This window comes from Mycobacterium sp. NGS64, from assembly GCF_059812245.1.
The window spans coordinates 697,961-719,817 of record NZ_JCALCI010000003.1; the positions used below are offsets into that span (position 1 = coordinate 697,961).

The 21,857-nt window shown below is 68.1% G+C and carries 20 protein-coding genes and 1 pseudogene; 10 read left to right on the forward strand and 11 right to left on the reverse strand.

The features are described from left to right. Positions 1–9 precede the first annotated feature (9 nt). A complete protein-coding gene (locus tag AC5Y4S_RS17200) occupies positions 10–849 on the forward strand; it encodes an SDR family oxidoreductase (RefSeq protein WP_500033874.1) in 840 nt (279 codons plus the stop codon). Positions 850–852: 3 nt separating this feature from the next. On the opposite strand, the gene AC5Y4S_RS17205 is transcribed toward AC5Y4S_RS17200, so the two are convergent. Further along, positions 853–2,592, reverse strand: coding sequence for a SulP family inorganic anion transporter (locus AC5Y4S_RS17205; protein ID WP_500033875.1), 1,740 nt, complete (start codon positions 2,590–2,592; stop codon positions 853–855). 19 nt (positions 2,593–2,611) lie between these two features. Then, positions 2,612–3,691, reverse strand: coding sequence for a sulfate ABC transporter substrate-binding protein (locus tag AC5Y4S_RS17210; RefSeq protein WP_500033876.1), 1,080 nt, complete (start codon positions 3,689–3,691; stop codon positions 2,612–2,614). A 145-nt stretch (positions 3,692–3,836) separates the two neighbouring features. Between AC5Y4S_RS17210 and AC5Y4S_RS17215 the strand changes: the two genes are divergently transcribed. Next, entirely contained in the window at positions 3,837–5,237 is a 1,401-nt protein-coding gene (locus tag AC5Y4S_RS17215; protein WP_500033877.1) for a DUF2252 domain-containing protein, read from the forward strand. A gap of 11 nt (positions 5,238–5,248) precedes the next feature. Here the strand turns inward: AC5Y4S_RS17215 and AC5Y4S_RS17220 are convergent, their stop codons facing one another. From AC5Y4S_RS17220 to AC5Y4S_RS17230, 3 genes are all read right to left on the reverse strand, one after another. Further along, entirely contained in the window at positions 5,249–6,874 is a 1,626-nt protein-coding gene (locus tag AC5Y4S_RS17220; RefSeq protein ID WP_500033878.1) for a flavin-containing monooxygenase, read from the reverse strand. Beyond that, positions 6,871–8,658 (reverse strand): flavin-containing monooxygenase, encoded by a 1,788-nt coding sequence (locus AC5Y4S_RS17225; RefSeq protein WP_500033879.1) that lies wholly within the window; start codon positions 8,656–8,658, stop codon positions 6,871–6,873. The genes AC5Y4S_RS17220 and AC5Y4S_RS17225 overlap by 4 nt, the downstream gene beginning before the upstream one ends. A gap of 145 nt (positions 8,659–8,803) precedes the next feature. Beyond that, positions 8,804–9,367: a TetR/AcrR family transcriptional regulator gene (locus AC5Y4S_RS17230; RefSeq protein ID WP_500033880.1), complete on the reverse strand. Its 564-nt coding sequence runs from the start codon at positions 9,365–9,367 to the stop codon at positions 8,804–8,806. A gap of 59 nt (positions 9,368–9,426) precedes the next feature. Between AC5Y4S_RS17230 and AC5Y4S_RS17235 the strand changes: the two genes are divergently transcribed. Next, positions 9,427–10,065 (forward strand): TetR/AcrR family transcriptional regulator, encoded by a 639-nt coding sequence (locus AC5Y4S_RS17235; RefSeq protein ID WP_500033881.1) that lies wholly within the window; start codon positions 9,427–9,429, stop codon positions 10,063–10,065. Here the strand turns inward: AC5Y4S_RS17235 and AC5Y4S_RS17240 are convergent. Both AC5Y4S_RS17240 and AC5Y4S_RS17245 read right to left on the reverse strand, forming a co-directional pair. Then, on the reverse strand, positions 9,989–10,480 hold the full coding sequence (locus tag AC5Y4S_RS17240) for a DUF417 family protein (RefSeq protein WP_500033882.1): 492 nt from the start codon (positions 10,478–10,480) through the stop codon (positions 9,989–9,991). The genes AC5Y4S_RS17235 and AC5Y4S_RS17240 overlap by 77 nt on opposite strands. Positions 10,481–10,549: 69 nt before the next feature. Next, positions 10,550–11,155 (reverse strand): TetR/AcrR family transcriptional regulator, encoded by a 606-nt coding sequence (locus AC5Y4S_RS17245; protein ID WP_500034049.1) that lies wholly within the window; start codon positions 11,153–11,155, stop codon positions 10,550–10,552. A 171-nt stretch (positions 11,156–11,326) separates the two neighbouring features. Between AC5Y4S_RS17245 and AC5Y4S_RS17250 the strand changes: the two genes are divergently transcribed. Continuing rightward, the gene (locus AC5Y4S_RS17250) at positions 11,327–11,881 is read left to right on the forward strand and encodes a pyridoxamine 5'-phosphate oxidase family protein (RefSeq protein WP_500033883.1); all 555 of its coding nucleotides are present in this window, start codon (positions 11,327–11,329) and stop codon (positions 11,879–11,881) included. Here the strand turns inward: AC5Y4S_RS17250 and AC5Y4S_RS17255 are convergent. Then, complete coding sequence (locus AC5Y4S_RS17255; protein ID WP_500033884.1) at positions 11,876–12,349, reverse strand: SRPBCC family protein; 474 nt, start codon at positions 12,347–12,349, stop codon at positions 11,876–11,878. The genes AC5Y4S_RS17250 and AC5Y4S_RS17255 overlap by 6 nt on opposite strands. Before the next feature lie 125 nt (positions 12,350–12,474). Here AC5Y4S_RS17255 and AC5Y4S_RS17260 point away from each other — a divergent pair. The 5 genes and pseudogenes from AC5Y4S_RS17260 to AC5Y4S_RS17280 form a co-directional block, all read left to right on the forward strand. After that, positions 12,475–12,888, forward strand: a pseudogene (locus tag AC5Y4S_RS17260) (SDR family oxidoreductase); the annotation flags it as partial. Between the two features lie 151 nt (positions 12,889–13,039). Beyond that, positions 13,040–13,252 (forward strand): heavy-metal-associated domain-containing protein, encoded by a 213-nt coding sequence (locus AC5Y4S_RS17265; protein WP_500033885.1) that lies wholly within the window; start codon positions 13,040–13,042, stop codon positions 13,250–13,252. Beyond that, positions 13,249–15,450 (forward strand): heavy metal translocating P-type ATPase, encoded by a 2,202-nt coding sequence (locus AC5Y4S_RS17270; protein WP_500033886.1) that lies wholly within the window; start codon positions 13,249–13,251, stop codon positions 15,448–15,450. Before AC5Y4S_RS17265 ends, AC5Y4S_RS17270 begins: the two co-directional genes overlap by 4 nt. A gap of 81 nt (positions 15,451–15,531) precedes the next feature. After that, the gene (locus tag AC5Y4S_RS17275) at positions 15,532–16,923 is read left to right on the forward strand and encodes an alpha/beta hydrolase (RefSeq protein ID WP_500033887.1); all 1,392 of its coding nucleotides are present in this window, start codon (positions 15,532–15,534) and stop codon (positions 16,921–16,923) included. A 232-nt stretch (positions 16,924–17,155) separates the two neighbouring features. Then, positions 17,156–17,965: a polysaccharide deacetylase family protein gene (locus tag AC5Y4S_RS17280; protein WP_068181097.1), complete on the forward strand. Its 810-nt coding sequence runs from the start codon at positions 17,156–17,158 to the stop codon at positions 17,963–17,965. Positions 17,966–18,011: 46 nt separating this feature from the next. Here the strand turns inward: AC5Y4S_RS17280 and AC5Y4S_RS17285 are convergent, their stop codons facing one another. Then, positions 18,012–19,190: an aromatic ring-hydroxylating oxygenase subunit alpha gene (locus tag AC5Y4S_RS17285; protein WP_500033888.1), complete on the reverse strand. Its 1,179-nt coding sequence runs from the start codon at positions 19,188–19,190 to the stop codon at positions 18,012–18,014. A gap of 61 nt (positions 19,191–19,251) precedes the next feature. Here AC5Y4S_RS17285 and AC5Y4S_RS17290 point away from each other — a divergent pair, with 61 nt between their 5' ends. Next, entirely contained in the window at positions 19,252–20,064 is an 813-nt protein-coding gene (locus tag AC5Y4S_RS17290) for a PaaX family transcriptional regulator C-terminal domain-containing protein (RefSeq protein WP_500033889.1), read from the forward strand. A gap of 5 nt (positions 20,065–20,069) precedes the next feature. Here the strand turns inward: AC5Y4S_RS17290 and AC5Y4S_RS17295 are convergent, their stop codons facing one another. Both AC5Y4S_RS17295 and AC5Y4S_RS17300 read right to left on the reverse strand, forming a co-directional pair. Continuing rightward, entirely contained in the window at positions 20,070–20,324 is a 255-nt protein-coding gene (locus AC5Y4S_RS17295) for a ribosomal protein L7/L12 (protein WP_068111648.1), read from the reverse strand. A 57-nt stretch (positions 20,325–20,381) separates the two neighbouring features. After that, entirely contained in the window at positions 20,382–21,773 is a 1,392-nt protein-coding gene (locus tag AC5Y4S_RS17300; protein WP_500033890.1) for an FAD-binding oxidoreductase, read from the reverse strand. Positions 21,774–21,857: the final 84 nt, after the last annotated feature.

Genomic DNA, 21,857 nt, shown 5'->3' on the forward strand with positions numbered 1-21,857 from the left:
GGTCCCCCTATGAATCGAGTGTCGGTAATCACGGGCGGCGCCGGTGGCATGGGTTTGCCCACGGCCAAGATCCTCGGCCGCGACCACACCGTGGTCCTCTGCGACGTGCGCCAGGACCGCCTGAAAGCCGCGACCGCGGCCCTGGAAGGCCTCGGGATGACTCCCACGGCCGTCCACTGCGACGTCACCGACCGGGGCGCGGTCGCCGACCTGCTCGACACCGCAACCAAGCTCGGGACGCTCGCCTCGGTCATCCACACCGCCGGGGTCAGTCCGAGCATGGGCGCCGCCGACTACGTCATGCGGACCAACGCGGTCGGCACGGTCAACGTCAACGAGGCGTTTTACACGATCGCCGGTGAGGGCGCGGTGATCGTCAACGTGGCGTCCATGTCGGCCTACATGCTCCCCGCGGAAATCGTTCCGGCACATCAATTTCCGCTGGCCCTGCAAGACCCCGAGGCCTTCATGGGGGCCATGCTGACGGCCTGCGACATCGCGCCCGAGGAGGCCCGGCCGGGCCTCGCCTACGCGCTGAGCAAAACCTTCGTCAAGTGGTACAGCCAGGCACAGGCGGAGCGATTCAATGCGCGCGGGCTGCGCATCGTCTCCGTCTCGCCGGGGTCGACCGACACCGAGATGGGCCGGCTGGAGGAGCAGGCCGGGGCCGGCGCCATGGTCGCGGATGCCGCCGTGCCGCGCTGGGGCAAGCCCGAGGAGATGGCGGAGCTACTCGCGTTCTGCGCCAGCGACAAGGCGGGTTACCTCACCGGGACGGACATCCTCAACGACGGCGGGGTGATCGCCTCGATGACCGAGCGAGCCAGGGTGGCCGCGGCCAAGGGCTGACGCTCAGACCAGGTAGTACAACTCGGCCGGCGGGGCCGGTTCCGCCAGCCCGCTGTGCGCATAGCGCACCGCTTTGAGCGTCGCGGAGTATTCCTCGTCTTCCTCGGGGAAGACGTGCTCTGCGGGGAACCAGCCTTGGAAGCCAACGTTTTTCAGCAGCGTGAGCGTATCGGCGCGCACTCCGGCGAGCAGGACGGTGACACCGCGCGCCGCCTCCTCGCGCAGGAAGTGCTCGATGCGCTCGATGCAGACGACATCGGGATGGCGCACCCGCTTGAGCCGCAACACCACGAACCGGATGTCGTCGCTCTCGACCCGCTGCCTGATCTCCGATAGGTAGCGATCCAATTCCGGTGCGGCGCCGAAGAACAGCTCGCCTTCCACGTCGTAGATGACGATCGAGGGATCGGCCGGGTCGCCGGGGATTCGTTCGCGGACCACGCGTTCGGGGGTCACGATCAGCTCTTTGGCCTTCAGCTTCGCCGCGCGGGGCACGAACAGCAGGATCGACAGGATCACGCCCAACAGAACCGACTTGTCGAGGTCGATCGCCACTCCCGTGAACGCGGTGACGAGCACCAGGCCGGCGTCATAGCGGGACGCCTTGAGCGTGTAGATCAGGCGCTTGAAGTCGACGAGCCGGGCGGCGGTGACTAGCAGCAGCCCAGCCAGCGCCGCCTGGGGCACATAGCGCAACAGCGGCGCAAACAACAGCAGTGCCGCGGCAACCGTTGCGGCCGAGACGATCCCGGAGAACCGGGTCAACCCGCCGGACTGGAAGTTGATCGCCGATCGCGACAGTGAGCCCGAGCCCGGCAGGCTCTGAAAGAAGCCGCCGGTGAGGTTGGCCAGACCCTCGGCCATGATCTGCCGGTTGTAGTCGATCTGCTGCTGCGTTTGGTAGGCAATGGCTTTGGCGATCGACAGTGCCTCGATGATGCCGACGAACGCGATCGCCAGCGCGCCGGATGACAGCTCGGGCAGCCAGTCGATGTGGACCTCCGGGATGTGCGGGGCGGGCAGGCTGCGCGGGATCTTCGCGGCCACCGCGACCGCGGTATGCCCGTTGGCGCCCGGAATCGACCACCCCGCCACGTAGGCGATCAGTGCGGTGACGATCAGCACGGCGAGCATGTCGACCTGCGGCCAGCCGTAGCGTCGGACCAGCTTGCGCAGCACGACCGCCAGGACCACCGCGGCGACGCTGAGCGTCAGGGCGCGGTAGTTGATCGCGTCGCCGTGGGTCAGGGTGAGCCAGACCCGGCGCAAGACCTGCATGTGCCCGTTTCCCTTGTCGCGCACCCCGAGTGCGTTGCCCAGCTGCCCGGCGGCGAGCAGAAACGCCGCCGCCGCCATGAAGCCGATGATCACCGACTCGGAGATGTAGCGGGTCAGGTTGCCGAGCTTGAACAGGCTGATCACGATCTGGAATCCGCCGACCAGCACGGCCAGCAGGAACAACCCCTCGAAGAGTTGGGTGCTGTTCTCCGAATCGATGAATGCCAGGGCGCCGAAGACCAGCAGCGAGATGGCGCTCGTCGGCCCGTTGATCAAATGCGACGACGAGCCGAAGATCGACGCGACGATCGTCACGACGATCGCCGAGTAGACCCCGAATCTCGGGTCCACGCCCGCGATCAACGCGTACGCCATCGCCTGGGGGAACGAGATGGCGGCGACGGTCAGGCCGGCGATCAGGTCGTGCCGGCCCTTCACCAGGTCGTAATTCAGCGCCAAGCCCACGGTGCGTTCGGTCTTTCCGTTAAGTGGCCGACGCCGCACCCGGCGGCGCGGAGATGGTGTCGAGGATTCCGTTGACGCCGAAGAACTGCTCGCGCGCGTCGCTCCAGTCCTTGGCGATGGCGGTGATCGGGAACAGCGTGAGCGGCGGCAGCCGGTCGGCATGTTTGGCCAGGATCTCCGGCTTGTACGGGCGGTAACCGTATTGCGCCACCTGTTCTTGCGCGGCGTCGGTGAACAGGTAGTCGACGTACGCCTTGGCGTAGGTCGCATTCTTCGGATCGGTGAGGTTCGCGTCGACCCAGGCCACGGCGGGTTCGGCGAGGATGCTGACCGGTGGATACACCAGCTGCAGTTCGTCTTTGTTGGCGGCGACCTCGCGCAGCGCCTCGTTCTCCCAGGTCAGCTGGACGTCGCCGATCTTCGCCAGGGTGAAGCTGTCGCCGGCACCGCGCGCCCCGGCGTCCGAGACCGCCACGTGGTGCAACAGCGAGCGCACGTAGTCGGTCGCCTGGGCCGCGCTGCCGCCCCGGGTGGTCACCGAGCCCCAGGCCGCGAGGACGCTGAGCTGGCCGTTGCCCGAGCTGCGCGGGTTGGGGCTCACCACGGACACGTCGCCCTTGATCAGGTCGGGCCAGTCGTGGATGGCCTTGGGATTGCCCTTGCGGACAACGAAGACGATGGTCGACGTGTACGGCACCGAGTTGTGCGGCAGCCGCCGTTGCCAGTCGGGCGCGACCAGCCCCCGCTTGCTCAGCGTCTCGACGTCGCTGATCAGCGCCAGCGACACCACGCTGGCCTTCTGGCTGCCGTCGAGGACGCTGCGCAGCTGGCGGCCCGAACCGCCGTGAGATTCCTTGATGTCCAAGCTGATTCCGGTGTGCGCGCGATATTGCGGGATGAATGCCTTGTCGATCGCCGCGTACAACTCACGCGTCGGGTCGTAGGAGACGTTGAGGATCTGGTTGGTTCCCGCCCCGGGAGCGTTCTTGACGACGATCGCGGTGGCGGCCAGGACGAGGGCAACCACCCCGACGACGTTGAGCCAGCCGATGCGCAACCGGGGGCGGAAACGCTCGAACGCCGGACGCGCTTTCAACATCCAGGCGTCCTCTCGCAGCAAACGCCGGACCATTTCGTCCGGCACCAATACGTTCAAGGATGTTAACGATCAGGCCACTTCGGCACAGCGTTGAGAATCACCCTGAAGCTAACTGCAAAACGTGCACCGTACCTATGCTGAGCAGATGCCGCAGCGGGCCTTGCGTGACCGCCTGATCGAACTGGAAGTGCCCAGCGAGGATGTGGCGCGCGGACGGGCGCTGCGCAAGACGGCTCCCCGGAGCGCTCTCGCCCAATTGACTCCGTCTCACCGAACGGCCACGGAAATTCTCGTCGAGCAAAACGCCGGCCGGCTGCCCGAACTCGTCCCCCTGCGTTTTGCCCGGATGCTCACCGACCCCTTCTCGTTCTATCGGGGTTCGGCGGCGGTCATGGCCGCCGACCTCGCCGCCAGCCCAACGAGCGGGATCGAAATCATGTGTTGCGGTGACGCGCACATCTCGAATTTCGGGGTATACGCCGCGCCCGATCGCTCAATAGTGTTCGACCTGAACGATTTTGACGAGGCCGCGGTGGCGCCGGCCGAGTGGGACGTCAAGCGCCTGATCACCAGCGCGATCGTCGGGGGGCGCCACGCCGGATACCCGGCCAAGGCGATCCGCCGTTGCGTCGAACAGGCGGTGGTGGGTTACCAAACCAGCCTGACGGCGATGCTCGAGGAGATGAACGTTCTGGACCGCTACTACCTGCGGGTGGAACCCGAGCACTACACCGGGAACGTGTCCAAGGGCCTGCAGGCGGTGATTCAGAAGACGATATCCCGGGCGCGCACCCGAACGTCGGCGCGAGTCTTCAAGCGGATCATGGAGATTGGGCCCGACGGAACACCGCGCCTGCGGGAGGCGCCCCCGGTGCTCCAACATGTCGACGAGGAGACCGAAGAGCCGTTGGTGGAGGCGGTTCAGGAGTATCTGACCGCCGTCCCGGCCGACGTTGCGCTGCTGCTGTCGCACTTCCGTATCACCGATGTCGCGCTGCGCGTGGTCGGTGTCGGCAGCGTCGGCACCCGGTGTTATCTGGTCATCCTGGTGGGGCCCGATGGCACGCCGCTGATCCTGCAGATCAAAGAGGCCACTCGATCGGTGCTCGAGGAGTACGGGCGGTGGGCTCAACCGGAGAGCCTCAACGCGGCCGTCGAGGCGAGCGGCCAGGGTTTGCGCGTCATCGATGGCCAGCAGATCCTGCAGGCGATGTCGGACGTGTTCCTCGGAACGACGCGCAAGGACGGCCGCGACTACTACGTGCGTCAATTCCACGACATGAAGGGCTCCGTCGAAACCGAAGGCATGTCGCCTTCGACGTTCAGCGACTATGTCAGTGCCTGCGCGGTGCTGCTGGCGCGGGCGCACTCGCAGAGCGCCAACGCGTCGATACTGCGCGGCTACGCGGGCACCGGCGACACCTTGCATCAGGCGGTCGCCGAGTGGAGCTACTCATACGCCGACAAGTCGCTCGACGACTTCCATCAACTGCGCGCGGCGGCCAAGGCCGGCGACATCGAGGTGGCCGACGATCCCGCCCGTTGAGCGGGCTCCAATTACGTTCCCCGGGCATCGGTCTCGGCATGCACGCGTTCCGCAGGGCGATAACCAACGTGGCGGGCTGGATCGGCGTGCCGACGAGGCCTCGGAAGCGGCGAAGCCGCTCTGGAGCGGTGCCACCAATCACGGGACCGCAGCCGCCAGGTGCGCCGCGCGTATTCCAGCTCGGTATAGGGCCATTGGGTCACGATGCGGCCGGTGGGAGATCGGAAGTAGCTGTCGCACTGGGTCCACACGGTGCGATCGAGATCCGCGGAAAGCGCTTCGTTGTAGCGCCTTTCGGCCTCCGGGCGCACGTCGACGTAGCCGCCCCGGCGCGCCACCCGGCTGACTGCGCTGGCCACCAGCCGCGCGCCCGCCTCCAGGATGTAGACGATCGAGTTGCCGCCCTGGTTGGTGTTAGGGCCGTAGAGCATGAAAAAGTTCGGGAAGCCCGCGACGGCCACCCCCAGATAGGCGCTCGGGTCGGCGCCCCAGTGCTCGTGCAGCCGTTGACCGTCGACGCCGACCACCTCGATCCCCGACAGGTAGCGCGACGTTTCGAAGCCGGTCGCCAGCACGATCGCGTCGACGTCGGCGGTCCGGCCGGCCGTGGTCAGCACCGACGTCTCGGTGACCCGCGCGATGGGATCGGTGACCAGCTCGACGTTGTCCGCCTGCAATGCGCGGTAATACTCGTCGCCCAGCAGCACCCGCTTGCAGCGGAATGGATAGTCCGGCGTCAGCGCGCGGCGCAGCCGCCCATCGGCCACGGTGCGCTCCAAGAACGACGTCGCGACGTGCGTGCGCGCGGCGACCACCGGGTCGTCGGCGAAGGTGGCGGTGTTGTCGTGCTGGAATTTCCAGATCTGCCAACGGGCGCGGCGCACCGCCAGGGGATCACGCCGAAAGCGCGCCAATTCGGCCGGGCTGTAAGGCCGGTCGTCCTTGGGCACCATCCAGGGCGGGGTCCGCTGGAACACCGTCACGCGTTCCGCGGTCTTCGCGAGCTCTGGGACCACCTGCACCCCGCTGGCGCCGGTGCCGATCACCGCCACCTTCTTGCCGGCCAGCTCGATGCCGTGATCCCACTGCGCGGTGTGCATCAGCGAGCCGCCGAAGTCGGTCAGCCCCGCGATGTCGGGACGCTTCGGCGATCCGAACAATCCGACCGCGCAGACGACGACGTCGGCGCTCAGCGTCTCGGCTTGCCCCGCGCGGTCCACTTCGCAGTCCCAGCACCACGCATCGGAATTCCATTGGACCGAACGCACCTTGGTGCCGAGCATGAGATGGCGGCGCAGGTCGAAGTCGTCGGCCACGGACTCGAGGTAGGCCAGGATCTCGGGCTGACGAGCGTAGGTGCGGCTCCAGGACTTGTTGGGCGCGAAGGAAAAGGAGTACAGGTGGCTCTGGATGTCGCAGGCGGCGCCGGGATAGGTGTTGCGTCGCCAGGTGCCGCCGACCCCGTCGCCGGCCTCGATGATGACCAGGTCGTCGAGGCCGGCGCGGCGTAGCGCCACCGCCGCGCCGAGGCCGCCGAAGCCGGCCCCGATGATCGCTACCTTGGGTGGGCGCCCGCGGCGCGTGGCCGCCCGCAGCCGCCCGACCGCATAGCGCCGGCGGGCGCCTCGGCTCGTCACGGCCCGGCCTTTCCGCCGCGGACCTCGTACCCTTCCAGGTCCCCCTTCGCCCGCCAGGCCTGCAGCAGGTCCGCGTACTCGGTCGGTGCGCCGATGAAGAAGCTGCCCTGCCGAGTCTTGGCGTCCGCCTTGCCTTCCCGGTTGTAGTAGCCGGGGGTGCAGGTCCTGGCCCGCTCGGCGGTCGCCGTCGAGCGGGCCACCACCAGGTCGACCCACGCGGCTTCGGCCTCGTGTGACGCCTCGATCTCGCTGACGCCGCGCTCCAGCGCCCACGCGATGATCCACGCGGCGTGGCTGGCCTGCACGTCCAGCAGATAGGGGAAGTTCACGGTGAGCCCCGCCTGGGCGATGCTTTCGATGAAGCAGTTCGGAAACCCGTTGGCGCACAAGCCCTGGAACGTGCGCACTCCGTCGCGCCACCGGTCGGTCAGCGTCACGCCGTCGCGGCCGATCAGCTCGAACCCGGTGCGCCGGCAGTAGTCGGTGCCGACCTCGAAACCGGTCGCGAAGATCAGGCAGTCGAGTTCGTACGTCGTTCCGTCGACGACAACGCCGGCCTCGGTGATGCGCTCGACCCCGCGGCCGCGGGTGTCGACCAGCGTGACGTTGTCGCGGTTGAAGGTCTGCAGATATTCGTCGTGGAAACACGGCCGCTTACAGAAGTAGCCGTACCACGGTTTGAGCGCCTCGGCGGTCGCGAGATCGATCACGATCTCGTCGACGCGCGCCCGGATCTCCTCCATCTTGGCGAAGTCGGCCAGTTCGATGTTCGGGGCGGGGCCGGCGCCGTCCTGGCGCATGACGGGAAGTTTGCGGGTGATGCTCGTCCACGCGTCGGCGACCAGATCCTCCTCGGCCTGACCGCCCGCCGTCAGGATCTGGAAGTTGCGGATGCGCTCGGCCTGCCAGCCCGGCTGTAATGCGTTGGCCCACTGCGGGTCCGTGGGCCGATTGGCCCGCACGTCGACGGATGACGGCGTGCGCTGGAACACGTAGAGATGCCGCGCCGCCGCGGCGAGGTGCGGCACGCACTGGATGGCGGTGGCGCCGGTGCCGATGATCCCGACGCGCTTTGTCGCCAGGTGCTCCAGCTTTTCGCCGGTGTAGCGGTAGTCCCACCGGCTGGTGTGGAAGGTCGGCCCGCGAAAACTGCCGAGGCCGGCGATCCCGGGCAGCTTGGGCTTGGCCTGGTAACCATTGGCCATGGAGACGAACTTGGCCCGCATCTCGTCCCCGTGGTTGGTCCGGATGATCCAGCGTGAAGCATTTGAATCCCAGCGGATCTCGTGTACGTCGGTTTGCAGGCAGGCGTCGCGGTAGAGGTCGTAGTGCTCGGCGATGCGCTGGCAATGGGCGAAGATCTCCGAACCCCGGGCGTACTTGTCCGCCGGAACGTAGCCGAGCTCCTCCAATAGCGGCATGTACACGTAGCTTTCGACGTCGCAGGCGATCCCCGGGTACCGGTTCCAGTACCAGGTGCCGCCCACGTCGGCTGCCCGGTCGATCAGCCGCACGCTTTGGACGCCGAGCTCGCGCAGCCGGGCGCCCGTCAACAGGCCGCCGAAGCCAGCACCGATGACCGCGACGTCGACGTCGTCGGTGAGCGGCTCGCGGGTGAACGTGCCGTCCACCCATGGGTCTTCGGCGAATCGCGCGAAGGCACCCGCCGTTTCCACGTACTGCGCGATTCCGTCCGGGCGCAGTCGCCGAGCCCGCTCTTCGGCGTATTTGCGGCGCAGCGCGTCGACGTCGAACGTCACCCCAACGGTCGCAGGCCTTGGCATCGGCTCCCTCATCGTGACTCCACGGGCGACTATATAATCAATCAGTTGATCATATCAATGGCTTCGCGTGGATCGCGCCTGCGCTCAGCGCGCGAATTGTGGCCGAGCCACGCTCTGGCCGCAGTCTCGATGCCGCCGGCCGCCCTCAGCGAAACAGCGTGCCCCTGATCAGGCGCTTGGCCGAACCCAGCGCCGCGTGGTAGTCCTCTGGCGGCAGCGTGGCCGCCAGCTCGGTCAGCCCGTAGATCAGCGAGTAGATGGCTTCCACCGAGCCCGGCTTGCCGGCGTCCGCCACGATGCCCTCGATGATCTCGCGGAAGGCCTGGAATCCGGTGCCGCCCTCCCGAGGGTCGATCGCACCTTCGGCGCGGAGCGCCCACTCGAAAGCGGCGAGGTCGGGGTATTCGCGCATCAACCGGCCCGATTCGTCGAGCACCGCTTCGATCCGGTCCGTGACGTCGCCGGGCCCCTCGGCGGCCTCACGCAGGCGCGGCAACGCGACGTCGGTTCTGGCCGCGACGGCGGCCTTAATCAGCTCCGACTTGTTGGGGAAGTAGTTGTACAGGCTTGCGCTGGTCACCTCCGCGGTGCGGGCGATCTCGCGGATGGTCGCGCGCGAATAGCCCGCCCTGGCCACGCAGCGCATGGTGGCGACGATGATCCGACGGCGGGTCTCCTCGCCGCTGGCGCCGACCGGGCGGCCTAGCATGCCGTCGAATATAATCGGCCGATCAATTTAGGTACCGGTTCCGTAGCGAGGCGCGCCGCATGAACGCCGCGCGGGCACAGTTGGGGCGCCCGGTGGGCGCCAGCGGCGAGCGGACCCGCGCTCGAATAATCGACGCGGCGATGCGCTGCGTGGCGGAGGTCGGGTATTCCCGCGCAAGCATTCGAGAGATCGCCAAGGCCGCCGAGATGACCAGCGGCAGCCTGTATCACTATTTTCCGAACAAGTGCGAACTGCTGACGGCCACCGTCACCGAAATCGACGAGATCGCGCTGCCACGGCTGCGTTCCGCCGCGGCCCGCTGCGACGACGTCGTCGATTGCCTCGAGGCGATGCTGGACGAGCTGGACAGGTTGCTGCGCGAGTATCCGCACCTGGCCGCGTTCGAGCGAGCCATGCGTGGGCGTGCCGGGCCAAAAGGGTTGCGCGACACCATCGACGAGATCGTCCGGGACGCCCAAGCGCGGGGAGCGCTGTCGCCCGATACCGACCCGGGCGCCGCGGTCAACGCGCTTTACGCGCTGGCTCGTGGGCTGACGGACCGGGCGGCCAACCTGACTCCGGATGCCTACGCCGCCACGCTGGCATCGGCCAAGGAATTGCTCAGGGGAACTCTTTTCGTGCCGCGAGCGAGTCGCCGCACGTCCACAGCGCAACGCCGATCAAAACCAGGTCCTTGAGCAGGAATTGGCCCGGCAGGGCGGACAACACCGGGATGCCGGCGGCGTGGGTCGAGACCACCCCGGGTGTGGTGAACAAGAAGCTCAGCGTTCCCATGAAGAGCACCACGGCAAGGGCGCTGCCCGCGGCGGACGCGCGCGGCCACACCGGTCGCAGCGCAATGAGAAGCGCCGCAACGATTTCCATCGTTCCCAGTCCGCGTGCCACCGTGGTGACGGAGGCCACGTGATAAATCCAGCTCATCAGCGGGCTGTGCTCGATGAGCACCCGGGATTCCATCTTCACGTACTTGCCGAATCCGATCCAGGCCAAGACCACGACCAGTCCGTAACGGCTGACCAGCTGTCCGGTGCGGGTCAGCAATCCGGCCACGCGGGGCGGCGTGATGGCGGGGGACAGGGTGCGGTCGATCATGCGGAGCGGATCCTTCCTTCGGAGCGGCGCGTTCCTCAGCAGGGTTAACGATTCGCCTCCCGATTGGGTTCAATGACCCAGTTCCTCGAGTCCGGCGACGATGAGTCGCAGCCCGTACGCGAATTCCTCTTCCAACGGAACGGGTAAATCGGCGGCGACCGCGACCGTCGCGGGATAGCGGGACGGATCAAGGTCATGGAACGCGGCCGTCAGTTCGTCATCCCGGGCAGTCGTCGATCCGGAGAGTTGAATCCCGAAGCCGAGGACATAACGCGCCAGTGTCGCGTAGGAGTGAGCGGCAACAACTGGGGAAAATCCGTTGGCGAGAAGGACCGACAGGACGAGCTCGCGCTGAGCAAGCGCATTGGGCCCCATCGGCACGTGCCCGATGAGTAGCGATGCAGCATTGCCATGTCGGGCCAGCGTGTCGAACATGTTCTGTGCGAACGATATACAGGTCCGCTGCCAGGGGAGTGTCGCGGCGGTTTTGGGATCGAACTCGATCTCACCGAGCAGGCGATCGACCATCATGGCCACCAGCTCCGACCGGTCGGCGAAGTGACGGTACAGGGTGGCGGTACCAGACCCCAGGCGCTGCGCCAGGGAACGCATTGACAGCGCATCGGCCCCGTGCTCGTCGACGAGCTCGATGGCCGCGGCGAGGATCCGGTCCAGCGGCACGGGCGGGCGCCCGCGGGCGCGTCCCGATGGCTGCTCGTTCGGCACTGTGCGCATCTCCGAAATGCCTAGGCGGCTCTATGGTTTGACAGCCGGACAATTTATGGGCACACTGTATCCATTAATTGAATCGGGGTCAACCTCCGGCAACAGACAAGGACGTCCGCCATGCTGCTTCCCTTGGCATCGACGCCGTACGTAACTCCCACCGACCGCGACATGCTTCCCTCCGAGCGTCGCGAATTCGTCCGTACGCATCGGACCTGTGTATACGGTTACCGCCGGCGGAAGGACGGCCCCGCGATGTCGATCGTCTACTACATCCCCACCGACACCGATGAACTGCTGGTGTCCACCATGGCCGGCCGCGGGAAGGCCCGAGTCATCGAACGCGACGGCAAGATCAGTCTGTGCGTCCTGGACGAACGGTGGCCGTTTGCCTACCTACAGGTGTACGCGGACGCGACGCTTGACGACGACCGTGACCTTGCCGTGGACGTCATGATGGCGGTCGCCTGGCGAATGTCAGGTCAACCGCTCGGCGAGGAGGCACGCCCGTTCGTCCAGGAGATGTGCGACCGGGAGAACCGCGTCGTCATCCGGTGCCGGCCTTACTCCACCTTCGCAACACCGCCGCGCCACCTGCACCGCAACGATGAGGTTGACCAGTTGAGCCATTGGGTGTCCGGCGTGATCCCGTGGGACGCGCCCGATCCGTCATGACGTCGCGTAGCGATCGCGCAGTTTGGCCAGCGTCGCCTCGATGCCTTCCGCGTTGGCTTTGCGGAAACCCATCCGCTCGTAGTACTTCAGCGCGTTCTTGATCGCGCCGGCCTCGCGGTAGTCGAACGTCTCGGTGACCCGCGTCCTCGTCGGTGACAGCGACTCGAATTCCCAGCGCCACCGGTGTCCTACGGGGTGGCGCCATTCGATCAGCTCGTTCGGCTTGAGGGCCGTCACCCTGCTGGTGATGCGGTACGGCACGCCGTACATCTTCATCTTCGTCGAAAACTTCGATCCGACAGCCATTTCCGCGGGGACACTGATGTTGTCGCCCACCGTGCCCGATCCGTCCAGTTCGTGGTGGCGCCGCGGGTCGGCGGCCATCGCGTACAGCTCGGCGGCCGGGGCGCCCACTTCGATCGAGCGGCTCACCTGTCGGGGACCCGCGTCGACATGGTTGACGGTCATGACGGTCTCCTTCCGGTGTCCGGCAGCGCGACGTCGACGCTACGCTTCGCCGGATTGAACTTTTATAACTGTTCGAACGACCTTCAGCGGGGAGCGGTTCGGTGAGCCAGTCGATACCGGGAAGGGTGGCCGGCGCTCGCCACATCATCGACGGGGGCCGCGGCGGCTCGATCATCCTCATCGGATCCGCCGCCGGCATCAACATGCAGTCGTTCATGATCCACTACACGGCGAGCAAACATGCCGTCGTCGGGATGGCGCGCGCCTTCGCCGCCGAACTCGGCCGCTACAACATCCGGGTCAACAGTTTGAACCCGGGAGCGGTCGCCACCCCGATGGGCACCGGCCGGATGCGCGACGCGCTTCGATCGGCCGCCGACAGCTACCCACACCTGCGGGGCATGCACAAACCGCTGCTGCCCGACGGCATCGCCCAGCCCGAAGACATTTCCGATGCGGTCGCGTGGCTGGTCTCCGACCAGTCCAGGCTGGTCACCGCCAGTCAGGTGTCGGTCGACATCGGCGTGGGCTACGTCTGATCGCAGCCGAGCCAGGTCCGCGCGCGCCCCATCCCGCCGTCCAGGCACAATCGTGTTGCCTCCTGCCTGACGGGGAATCCCCCGGGGAAATCGGTGTATCGGCGTGTATCGGTCCTGCCTATACCGCACGGGGCGTACGGAAAGGAGCGTCGTGACCACGCGCGAGTATCAAGTGAGCGGGATGAGCTGCGGGCACTGCGCGGCCGCCGTGAAGGACGAGGTGGGCCGGATCCCCGGTGTGGAGGGCGTGGACGTCGACGCCGGCACGGGCAGGCTCGTCGTGCGGAGCTCCCTTCCGGTCGACGCGAGCGCGGTGCTGCAAGCGGTCGACGAGGCAGGCTATCGGGCGGTCCTGGTCGCGTGACGACGGACGCTAACACGGCCAACAACGTCGAGCTGGAAATCGGGGGCATGAGCTGCGCCTCGTGCGCGGCGCGGATCGAAAAGAAACTGAACAGGCTGGACGGCGTCAGCGCCCAGGTCAACTACGCGACCGAGAAGGCGGCCGTCAGTCTCCCCCTCGGATACGACGCGCGGGAGCTGATCGCGGAGGTCGAAAGGGCCGGCTTCACCGCCGCGCTCCCGCAACCAGCATCCGCCGCCGAAACGCCCGCGCCTGCGGACGACGACGAGCTGGCGGCGCTGCGCACCCGCCTGGTCGGCGCGATCGTGCTCGCCGTCCCGGTGATCGCGCTGGCGATGCTGCCCGCCATGCAGTTCCGCGGCTGGCAATGGGTGTCGTTGGCCCTCACCGCCCCGGCCGTCGCGTGGGCGGGCCGCCCGTTTCACGCGGGCGCGTGGGCCAGCCTCAAGCACGGCACCGCCACGATGGACACACTCATTTCGGTCGGGACGCTCTCGGCCTTCCTGGGCTCGCTGTACGCCTTGCTCCTCGGGACCGGACACGTCTACCTCGAAGTGGCCGCGGGCGTCACCATGTTCGTCCTGGCCGGCCGCTACTTCGAGAAGCGCGCCAAGCGGCGCGCGGGAGCGGCGCTGCGGGCCCTGGTCGAGCTCGGCGCCAAGGACGTCGCCGTGCTGCGGGACGGGTCGGAGACCCGGCTGCCCGTCAGCCAGCTGGCGGTTGGCGACGTGTTCGTGGTGCGCCCGGGCGAAAAGATCGCCACCGACGGAATCGTCGTCTCCGGCTCCTCCGCCGTCGATGCCTCGATGCTCACCGGTGAGTCCATCCCCGTCGAGGTCGGTGAGGGCGGCGCCGTCACCGGCGCCACCGTCAACGCCGGGGGGCGTCTGGTCGTGCGGGCCACCCGCGTGGGCGATGACACCCAGCTGGCGCAGATGGCCAGGCTCGTCGAAGCGGTGCAATCGGGCAAGGCCGGAGTGCAGCGGCTGGCCGACCGCGTCTCCGGCGTGTTCGTCCCGGCCGTCATGGTCGTCGCGGTGGCCACCCTCGCGACATGGCTGGCTGCGGGCGCTTCCGTACCCGCCGCGGTGACCGCCGCGCTCGCGGTGCTGATCATCGCCTGCCCGTGTGCGCTCGGGTTGGCGACGCCGACCGCCCTGCTGGTCGGCGCCGGCCGGGCGGCCGAGCTCGGCGTGCTGATCAGGGGACCCGAGGCGTTGGAGTCGACGCGCAAGGTCGACACGATCGTGCTCGACAAGACCGGCACCGTCACCACCGGCAGGATGACCCTGGTCGACGTCATTGCCGGGCCGCACACGGACCGCGAAACGCTGCTGCGCTATGCCGGCGCCGTGGAGGACGCCTCGGAACATCCCGTCGCGCAGGCGATCGCCACCGCCGCCCGGGCGGAACTCGGCGCCCTGCCCGCGGCCCGGGATTTCGTGGCGGTGGGCGGGCAAGGCGTGCACGGGACGGTGGACGGCCATGCCGTCGTCGTCGGGCGGGAAGACCTGCTGGCCGACCGGGCCCAGCAGCTCGACGCGCAGCTGTCGGGTGCCAAAACCCGCGCCGAGGCCGAAGGCAAAATCGCCGTCGCCATCGGGTGGGACGGCCGCGCACACGGGATCCTGGTGGTCGCCGATGCCGTCCGGCCCACCAGCGCCGAGGCGGTCCGGCGCTTCACGGCCCTGGGACTCACGCCCGTGCTGCTGACCGGCGACGACCAGACCGTCGCCCGGCGCGTGGCGGAGCAGGTCGGCATCGCGCACGTCGTCGCCGGGGTGACGCCCGCAGGCAAGGTGGCCGCCGTCGAACGCCTGCAATCCGAGGGCAGGGTGGTCGCCATGGTCGGCGACGGCGTCAACGACGCCGCGGCCCTGACCCGCGCCGATCTGGGGCTCGCCATGGGGACGGGCACCGACGTGGCGATAGAAGCCGCGGATCTGACCCTGGTGCGCGGCGATCTGTGCGCCGCGGTGGACGCGATCCGGCTGTCCCGGCGGACCCTGCGCACCATCAAGGCGAACCTGTTCTGGGCCTTCGGCTACAACGCCGCCGCGATCCCGCTGGCGGCGCTCGGCCTGCTCAATCCGATGGTGGCGGGCGCCGCGATGGCGTTCTCCAGCGCGTTCGTCGTCGGCAACAGCCTGCGACTGCGCAGCTTCGCGGGCACGATGCGCACGGATCCTGTGGGATAGTTGATCTGGCCTACCGCGTTCTTCAAGCCTTGGCCGGTGGGTTATTCGCAACCAGATTTGATTTAGCGAAGGTCACCGCCGTTGCCCCCATTCGTCGAACAGCTGTCCTTGCTGCATGGCTGGCTGCCGGTGGCGGTGCAAGCGCTCGCGCTGCTGGTCGTCGTCGGCGCGATCGGTGTGACGAGGCGCCGTTGGCGCGGCTGGGCGCTTCCGGTGGCGCTGGGCGTCGCGGGCCTGGCCACCGCGCTGTCGTACTGGTACATCACGTCGATCGGTGTGGCCGGGGACCCAGCCCCGGTGACGCTGTGGCTGTGGATCGCGATGAGCGGGCTGGCGGTCGCGGTGCTGGCCCTCGGCTGGCCGGGCGCCCGCTGGTGGCGACGCGGCCTGGCAGTGGTTTCGGTGCCGCTGTGCACGCTGTGCGCGGCCCTCGCGTTGAACGGCTGGGTCGGCTACTTCCCCACCGTGGCGGCGGCCTGGGACCAGCTGACCTCGCAGCCCCTGCCCGATCAAATCGATCGGCTCAGGGTCACCGCGATGCAGCTCGAGGGGACCAAGCCCGCCAAGGGCGTCGTGGTGCCCGTGACGATCAGCGCCGACGCGTCGCACTTCCCGCACCGCCAGGAACTGGTCTATCTGCCCCCGGCGTGGTTCAACAGCAATCCGCCGCCCCGGCTGCCGGCGGTGATGATGATCAGCTCGGCGTTCAACACCCCCGCCGACTGGCTACGCCCCGGCGGCGCCTTCACCGCCATCGACGACTTTGCGGCCCAGCATCACGGCTTCGCCCCGGTGCTCGTGTTCGTCGATCCCACCGGCACGTTCGACAACGACACCGAATGCGTCAACGGCACCCGCGGTAACGCCGCCGATCACCTGACGAAGGACGTCGTGCCCTTCGTCGTCTCGAACTTCGGGGTGAGCGCCGACCGCGCCAACTGGGGCGTCGCCGGATGGTCGATGGGCGGCACCTGCGCGGTCGACCTGGCGGTCATGCATCCCGAGCTGTTCAGCGCGTTCGTCGACATCGCCGGCGACCGCAGCCCCAGCATCGGGTCGAAGGACCAGACCGTCGCCCGGTTGTTCGGCGGCGACAGCGCCGCCTGGGCCGCCTTTGACCCCACCACCGTCATGACCCGACACGGCCACTACACCGGGCTGTCGGGGTGGTTCGACGTTCCCTCGTCGCCCGGTCCGCACGCCGTCGCCGAGGAAGCCAACTCCGCCATCGCCGGCCCCAGCGTCGATCCCGCCGCCAACCCCGAAGGCCAGGACGCCGCCGCCAACGCGCTTTGCGACGTCGCGACCGCCAACGGGATCACCTGCGCGGTGGTCACCCAGCCCGGCAGGCACGACTGGCCGTTTGCCGCGCAGGCGTTCGCCGCGTCGTTGCCCTGGTTGGCCGGGACGCTGGGGACTCCCGGCACCGAGCCCGTCGCGTTGCCGCAGCGCGGTGGCGGCGCGCCGCACTGACGCCAGCTATGCAAGACCGTTACCTTTTCGAGCCCCAATTCACAGCTGAACCTCCTGTAACGAACCCGGCATATTGAAACCGGCACTGGTACCGTTCGCTGCTGTGGCGGCGGAGTTTGGCAACACAGGAATCCGGGGTACCGGGTCGCGTGTGCCGACATCCCACCGCAAAAGACCCGAGAGGCGCGTGACGTTCGCCCTCCCGAGTATCGGCGGCGGCACCGCGCCGGAGCTGAGCCGGCGCCGTTTCCTGGGGGCGCTGGCCGCGGCGACCGTGGCCGGCGTGGGCGCAGCTCGCCTGGTGGTCGACCCACAACCCCGGACGTTCGCCCAGGCGCCGCCAGCGAACGTCGCGACGTCCGGCCCGACGGCCCCGTCGGCCCTGTTGCCGCCCCCACCGCCGAGCGCGCGCATCGCGCTGCCGGGCGGCGGCGCGCTGACCAAGATCCCCGGAGAGGGCGATCTGCTCGCGTTAACCGTCGACGACGGCGTCAACAGCGAGGTGGTGCGCGCCTACACGCAGTTCGCCAAGGACACCGGGATTCGGCTGACGTTCTTCGTCAACGGGGTCTACGACTCCTGGACTGAGAACCTGGACCTACTGCGGCCGCTGGTCGACTCCGGGCAGATCCAACTGGGCAACCACACCTGGTCGCACCCGGACCTGACCACGCTGCCCAAGGACCAGATCGCCCAGCAGCTCACCCGCAACGACCAATTCTTGAAGAAGACCTACGGCATCGGCGCGAAACCGTACTGGCGGCCGCCGTACGCGAAGCGCAACGCCGCCGTTGACGCGGTGGCCGCCGACCTCGGCTACACCGTGCCGACCTTGTGGTCGGGGTCGCTGTCGGATTCCACGCTGATCCACGAGGACTACATCGTGAAGATGGCCGATGAGTACTTCACCCCGCAGTCCATCGTGATCGGCCACCTCAACCACCCGCCCGTCACGCACGTCTATCCGCAACTCGTCGACATCATCCGCGACCGAGATCTGCGCACGGTCACCCTGAACGACGTCTTCCTCAAGACGCCGTAATAGTGCAGGCGCCGGATCCGCGGCGGCTTGGCGGGCCTTGCGACTCCTAGCGGGCCATCGCGGCAAGGCGCTCATCAAGCGTGGCGTGAAAGTGGCCGATCGCGCTCTCGTGCCGGCCGAACTCCACGAATTCGTTAGCGCCCGAACGCAGTCCGCGCTGCACGCCCTCGGACATCTCGTTGTCCTCGACCGCGCCCCGCGCGATCAAGCTGCCGGCGCCCGCCGGGTTACCGGGTCGATCGGATGACCCGCGGCCGGCCTTGTCGGGGTTGACCATCGTGTAGACGACGAGCGTGCTGTGGTCGATGTCCACCGGGTCGACCACGATCACGAGCACCAGGTCCGGGAACGTCGCCACCATGACGTTGGGGAACAGCTGATACACGTACGTCACCCGCGCGTCCGTCGTCCAGCTGCTCTCCGGGCGCTCGCGCAGCCGTTCGATGTTGCGGTACGGGAAGGTGATTCGGCTGTTCGGACCGAATGTCTCGACCACGTTGAGGTCGTCGTATTGCACCGGGAAGAAGGTGCCCTTGTGCGTCGACCGGATGTGATAGCCCTCGAGGAACTGTTCGACGAGAACCTTCCAATTCATCGCCTTCGGGGTGGACTCCACGTACACGCACTGGCGCGCCGGCACCAATTTGTCCCGCCAGGCGGTCCCGTTCGTCAGCGCGCCCAGCTCCTCGTCGGCCCGGATTCCCTCGCCCGCATGCGAATCCAGCGCGCCGATGACCACGAGACCGTCCACCTCGTGACTGGGCACCTCGACCAAACCGCGGGTCGGTGCGTCCAAGCCGGGGAACGCCTCGGCGTTGGGCACATGCGAGAGCGAACCGTCCAGGCGGTAGGTCCAGCCGTGGTAGCGACACACCAGGGCGTGCGAGCAGCCGGCTTCCTCGACGAGCGCGAAACCGCGATGCCGGCACGCGTTGCGGAACACCCGCGCCCGGCTGTCGCGACCCCGCACGGCGAAGAGGGGCACGCCGAAGGCGGTCCGCTCGACGTGGTCGCCCGGATTGGGGATCGCTGCCGAGGGCACGAAGACGCTCGGCATCGCGCGAAGCAGACGGAGCTCCTCGGCGAATCGGCTTGGGCTCAAATAGTTTTCGACCGGCTCGCGCCAGGCGTCACCCTCGTCGGTGGTACCGGCGTCGATATGGGCAAGGACGCGCCGGACGATCTCCACATCGTCGGCGAGCACCGACTTGGTCGGCAAGCTCATGCGTGTCAGTATCACACCATCGTCGTCACGCGTCAATGATTTGGTGATACCGTTGGCAGCCATGCCCGCCCTGCCCCGATCTCGAGCGAGCGACCTGATCGATCGCCGGCCGCTGAGCGCGCGTTCCGTGCTGGCGTCCGCGCTGCTGGGGTCCGACCGGGGCCGCCTCACGGTGGCGGAACTGGTGGCGGTTGCCTCGCTGTTCGGCATCAGCCCCGGCGCGGCCCGCACCTGCCTGTGGCGGATGGTGTCCGCGGGTGAACTGACCGCCGACGACGGCAGTTACGCACTCGCGGGCCGGCTGTCGGATCGCCGCCAGCGCGTCGACGAGGCGGCCCGGCTCGACGACACGGCCGCCCACCGATGGGACGGAACGTGGGAACTCGCGATCGTCGCGCTGGAGCGCAGATCGGCGACCGATCGCCTGGAGCTGCGAAAGGCCGCGACAGCCCTGCACCTGGCCGAGCTCCGGGAGGGCGTCTGGGTCCGCCCGGACAACCTTGATCCGCAACGGTTTCCGGCCCTCAGGGCCGTTTTGGACCAGCAGTGCACCCGCTTTCACGGCGCCGCCACCGACATCACGGCGGCGTACGCGCGAGCGCTGTTTTACCTCGACGAATGGGCCGACAACGCCCGGGCGCTCATCGAGGCCATGGATGCCGCGCTCGACGCCGACACGCGTGACGATTCGACCGAAAGCTTCACCTACGAGTTCGCGCTGTCGATCGCCGTGGTGCGCCATCTTCAGCTCGACCCGCTGCTGCCCGCCGAACTCGCGGGCGCCAACTGGCCGGGCCAGGACTTGCGCCGCGACTACCGGCGTTTCGATCGCGCCTTCAAGCGGCGGATGAACGGTGCTTTTCGCCGGCAGTAGCCGACCTACAGGTTGTCGACGATGTCTTTCGCCTCGCGCAACCCCGCGCCGGTCAGCTCGCGATACAGCTTGATCGCGGCAATGGCGTTCCCGGAGCGGGCGAGGGCGACGACTTCCGAGGGCACACCGTTCTCGAGCACCCCCGATGTGGCGCCGACGTCACTGCCGAACGTCGGGCACGGAACCCCGAGCCGATCCGACAGCAGCCGCACCTGCTGTTCGAGCAGCGCGAGGCGGCGGTAGATATGGGGATCTTCCATCACCCGATGATTATGGACGCCGGACCCCCGCCCGTGCCTGTTGCGCCGCTCCGACGCCTAAGCGGTGCCAGGCGACCCGGCCGGCAGGATGTTCTGGTTGATGTGGAACATGTTGGCCGGATCGTATTCGGCCTTGATCTCGCTGAGCCGCTGGTAATTCGGGCCGTAGGTGGCGCGGACCCGGTCCTGGCCCTCGTCCATCATGAAGTTGACGTAGGCGCCGCCGGCCGAGTACGGGTGGATGGCTTCCCAGTACTCCTTCGTCCAGCGCTTCAACGCCTCGGCGTTGGCCGGATCGGGGTCGACGCCCGCGATGACCTGAGAGAAGTTCACATCGCGGTAGGCCCAGGGGGTGTCGGTCTGGCCGACCCGGTGCACCACACCGTCGATCGGGTAGAGGTGCATCGTGGAGTGCATCGTCGGCAGCTCCTCGGTGAAGCGGGCATGGGCCGCGACGGCGGCGTCGGGGATCGTGCGGATGAAGTCGCCGCGCCAATACCACTGCAGCCCTTTGGGATACAGCGCATCGAAGGTGGAGTTCAGCGCGGGATAGGGCGCCGCCATGAGGCCCTCGAAGGCCGGCCGCATCTGGCGGACCGGCGCGAACGCCTCATCGGCACCGCCGGGATCGCCGGTGTAGCACCAGATCACCGCGCACGCCTTCTGCAGGTGGAACGCCTCGGGGAACGGCGGCGCGGGCGGGACGGTCATGGTCGCGAAGAAGCCGTAGAGGTCCTCGTCCTGGGCGGGCATGAAGTCGCGGTACCAGCTGAGGATGTCGGCGGTGGCCGATGCGGGCCACGCCGTGGGACCGCACAGCACGGTGTGCTCCCGGTGCAGGCGGAACGTGAACGAGCTGACCACGCCGAAGTTTCCGCCGCCACCGCGCAACGCCCAGAACAGGTCGGGGTGCTCGGATTCGGACGCCGTCACCACCCGGCCGTCGGCCAGCACGACCTCGGCCTCCAGAAGGTTGTCGATGGTCAGGCCGTACTTGCGGGTCAGGTAGCCGTGGCCGCCGCCCAGGGTCAGCCCACCGACACCGGTGCTCGAGATGATGCCCGACGGCATCGCCAGGCCGTGCGCGTAGGTCGCCGCGTCCACCTGCGCCCACGTCGCCCCGCCCTGGACGCGAGCGGTCCGCCGATCGGGGTCCACGTGGACGCGGTTCATCGGCGACAGGTCGATGACGAGACCGCCCTCGACGCAACCGAAGCCGGGTCCGTTGTGGCCGCCCCCGCGGACGGCGACCTCCAGGTTCGACGCCGTGGCGAACTCGAGGGCGCCGACGACGTCGCCGGTGGTTCCGCAGCGCACGATCACCGCGGGCCGCTTGTCGATCATCGCGTTGTGCAGCGCACGGGCCTCGTCGTAGCCGGCGTCGTGGGGCAGGATCACCTGTGCCCCGAACCGGCTGCGTAGTTCGTCGGTTGCGGTTGTCACGCTCATCGCCCGCACCTCCTCTGGTTGCCTCGAAGGTTTGATGCCGCGACGCTACGAGGCGGCGAGGCCGCGCGTCATGACCACAACGAA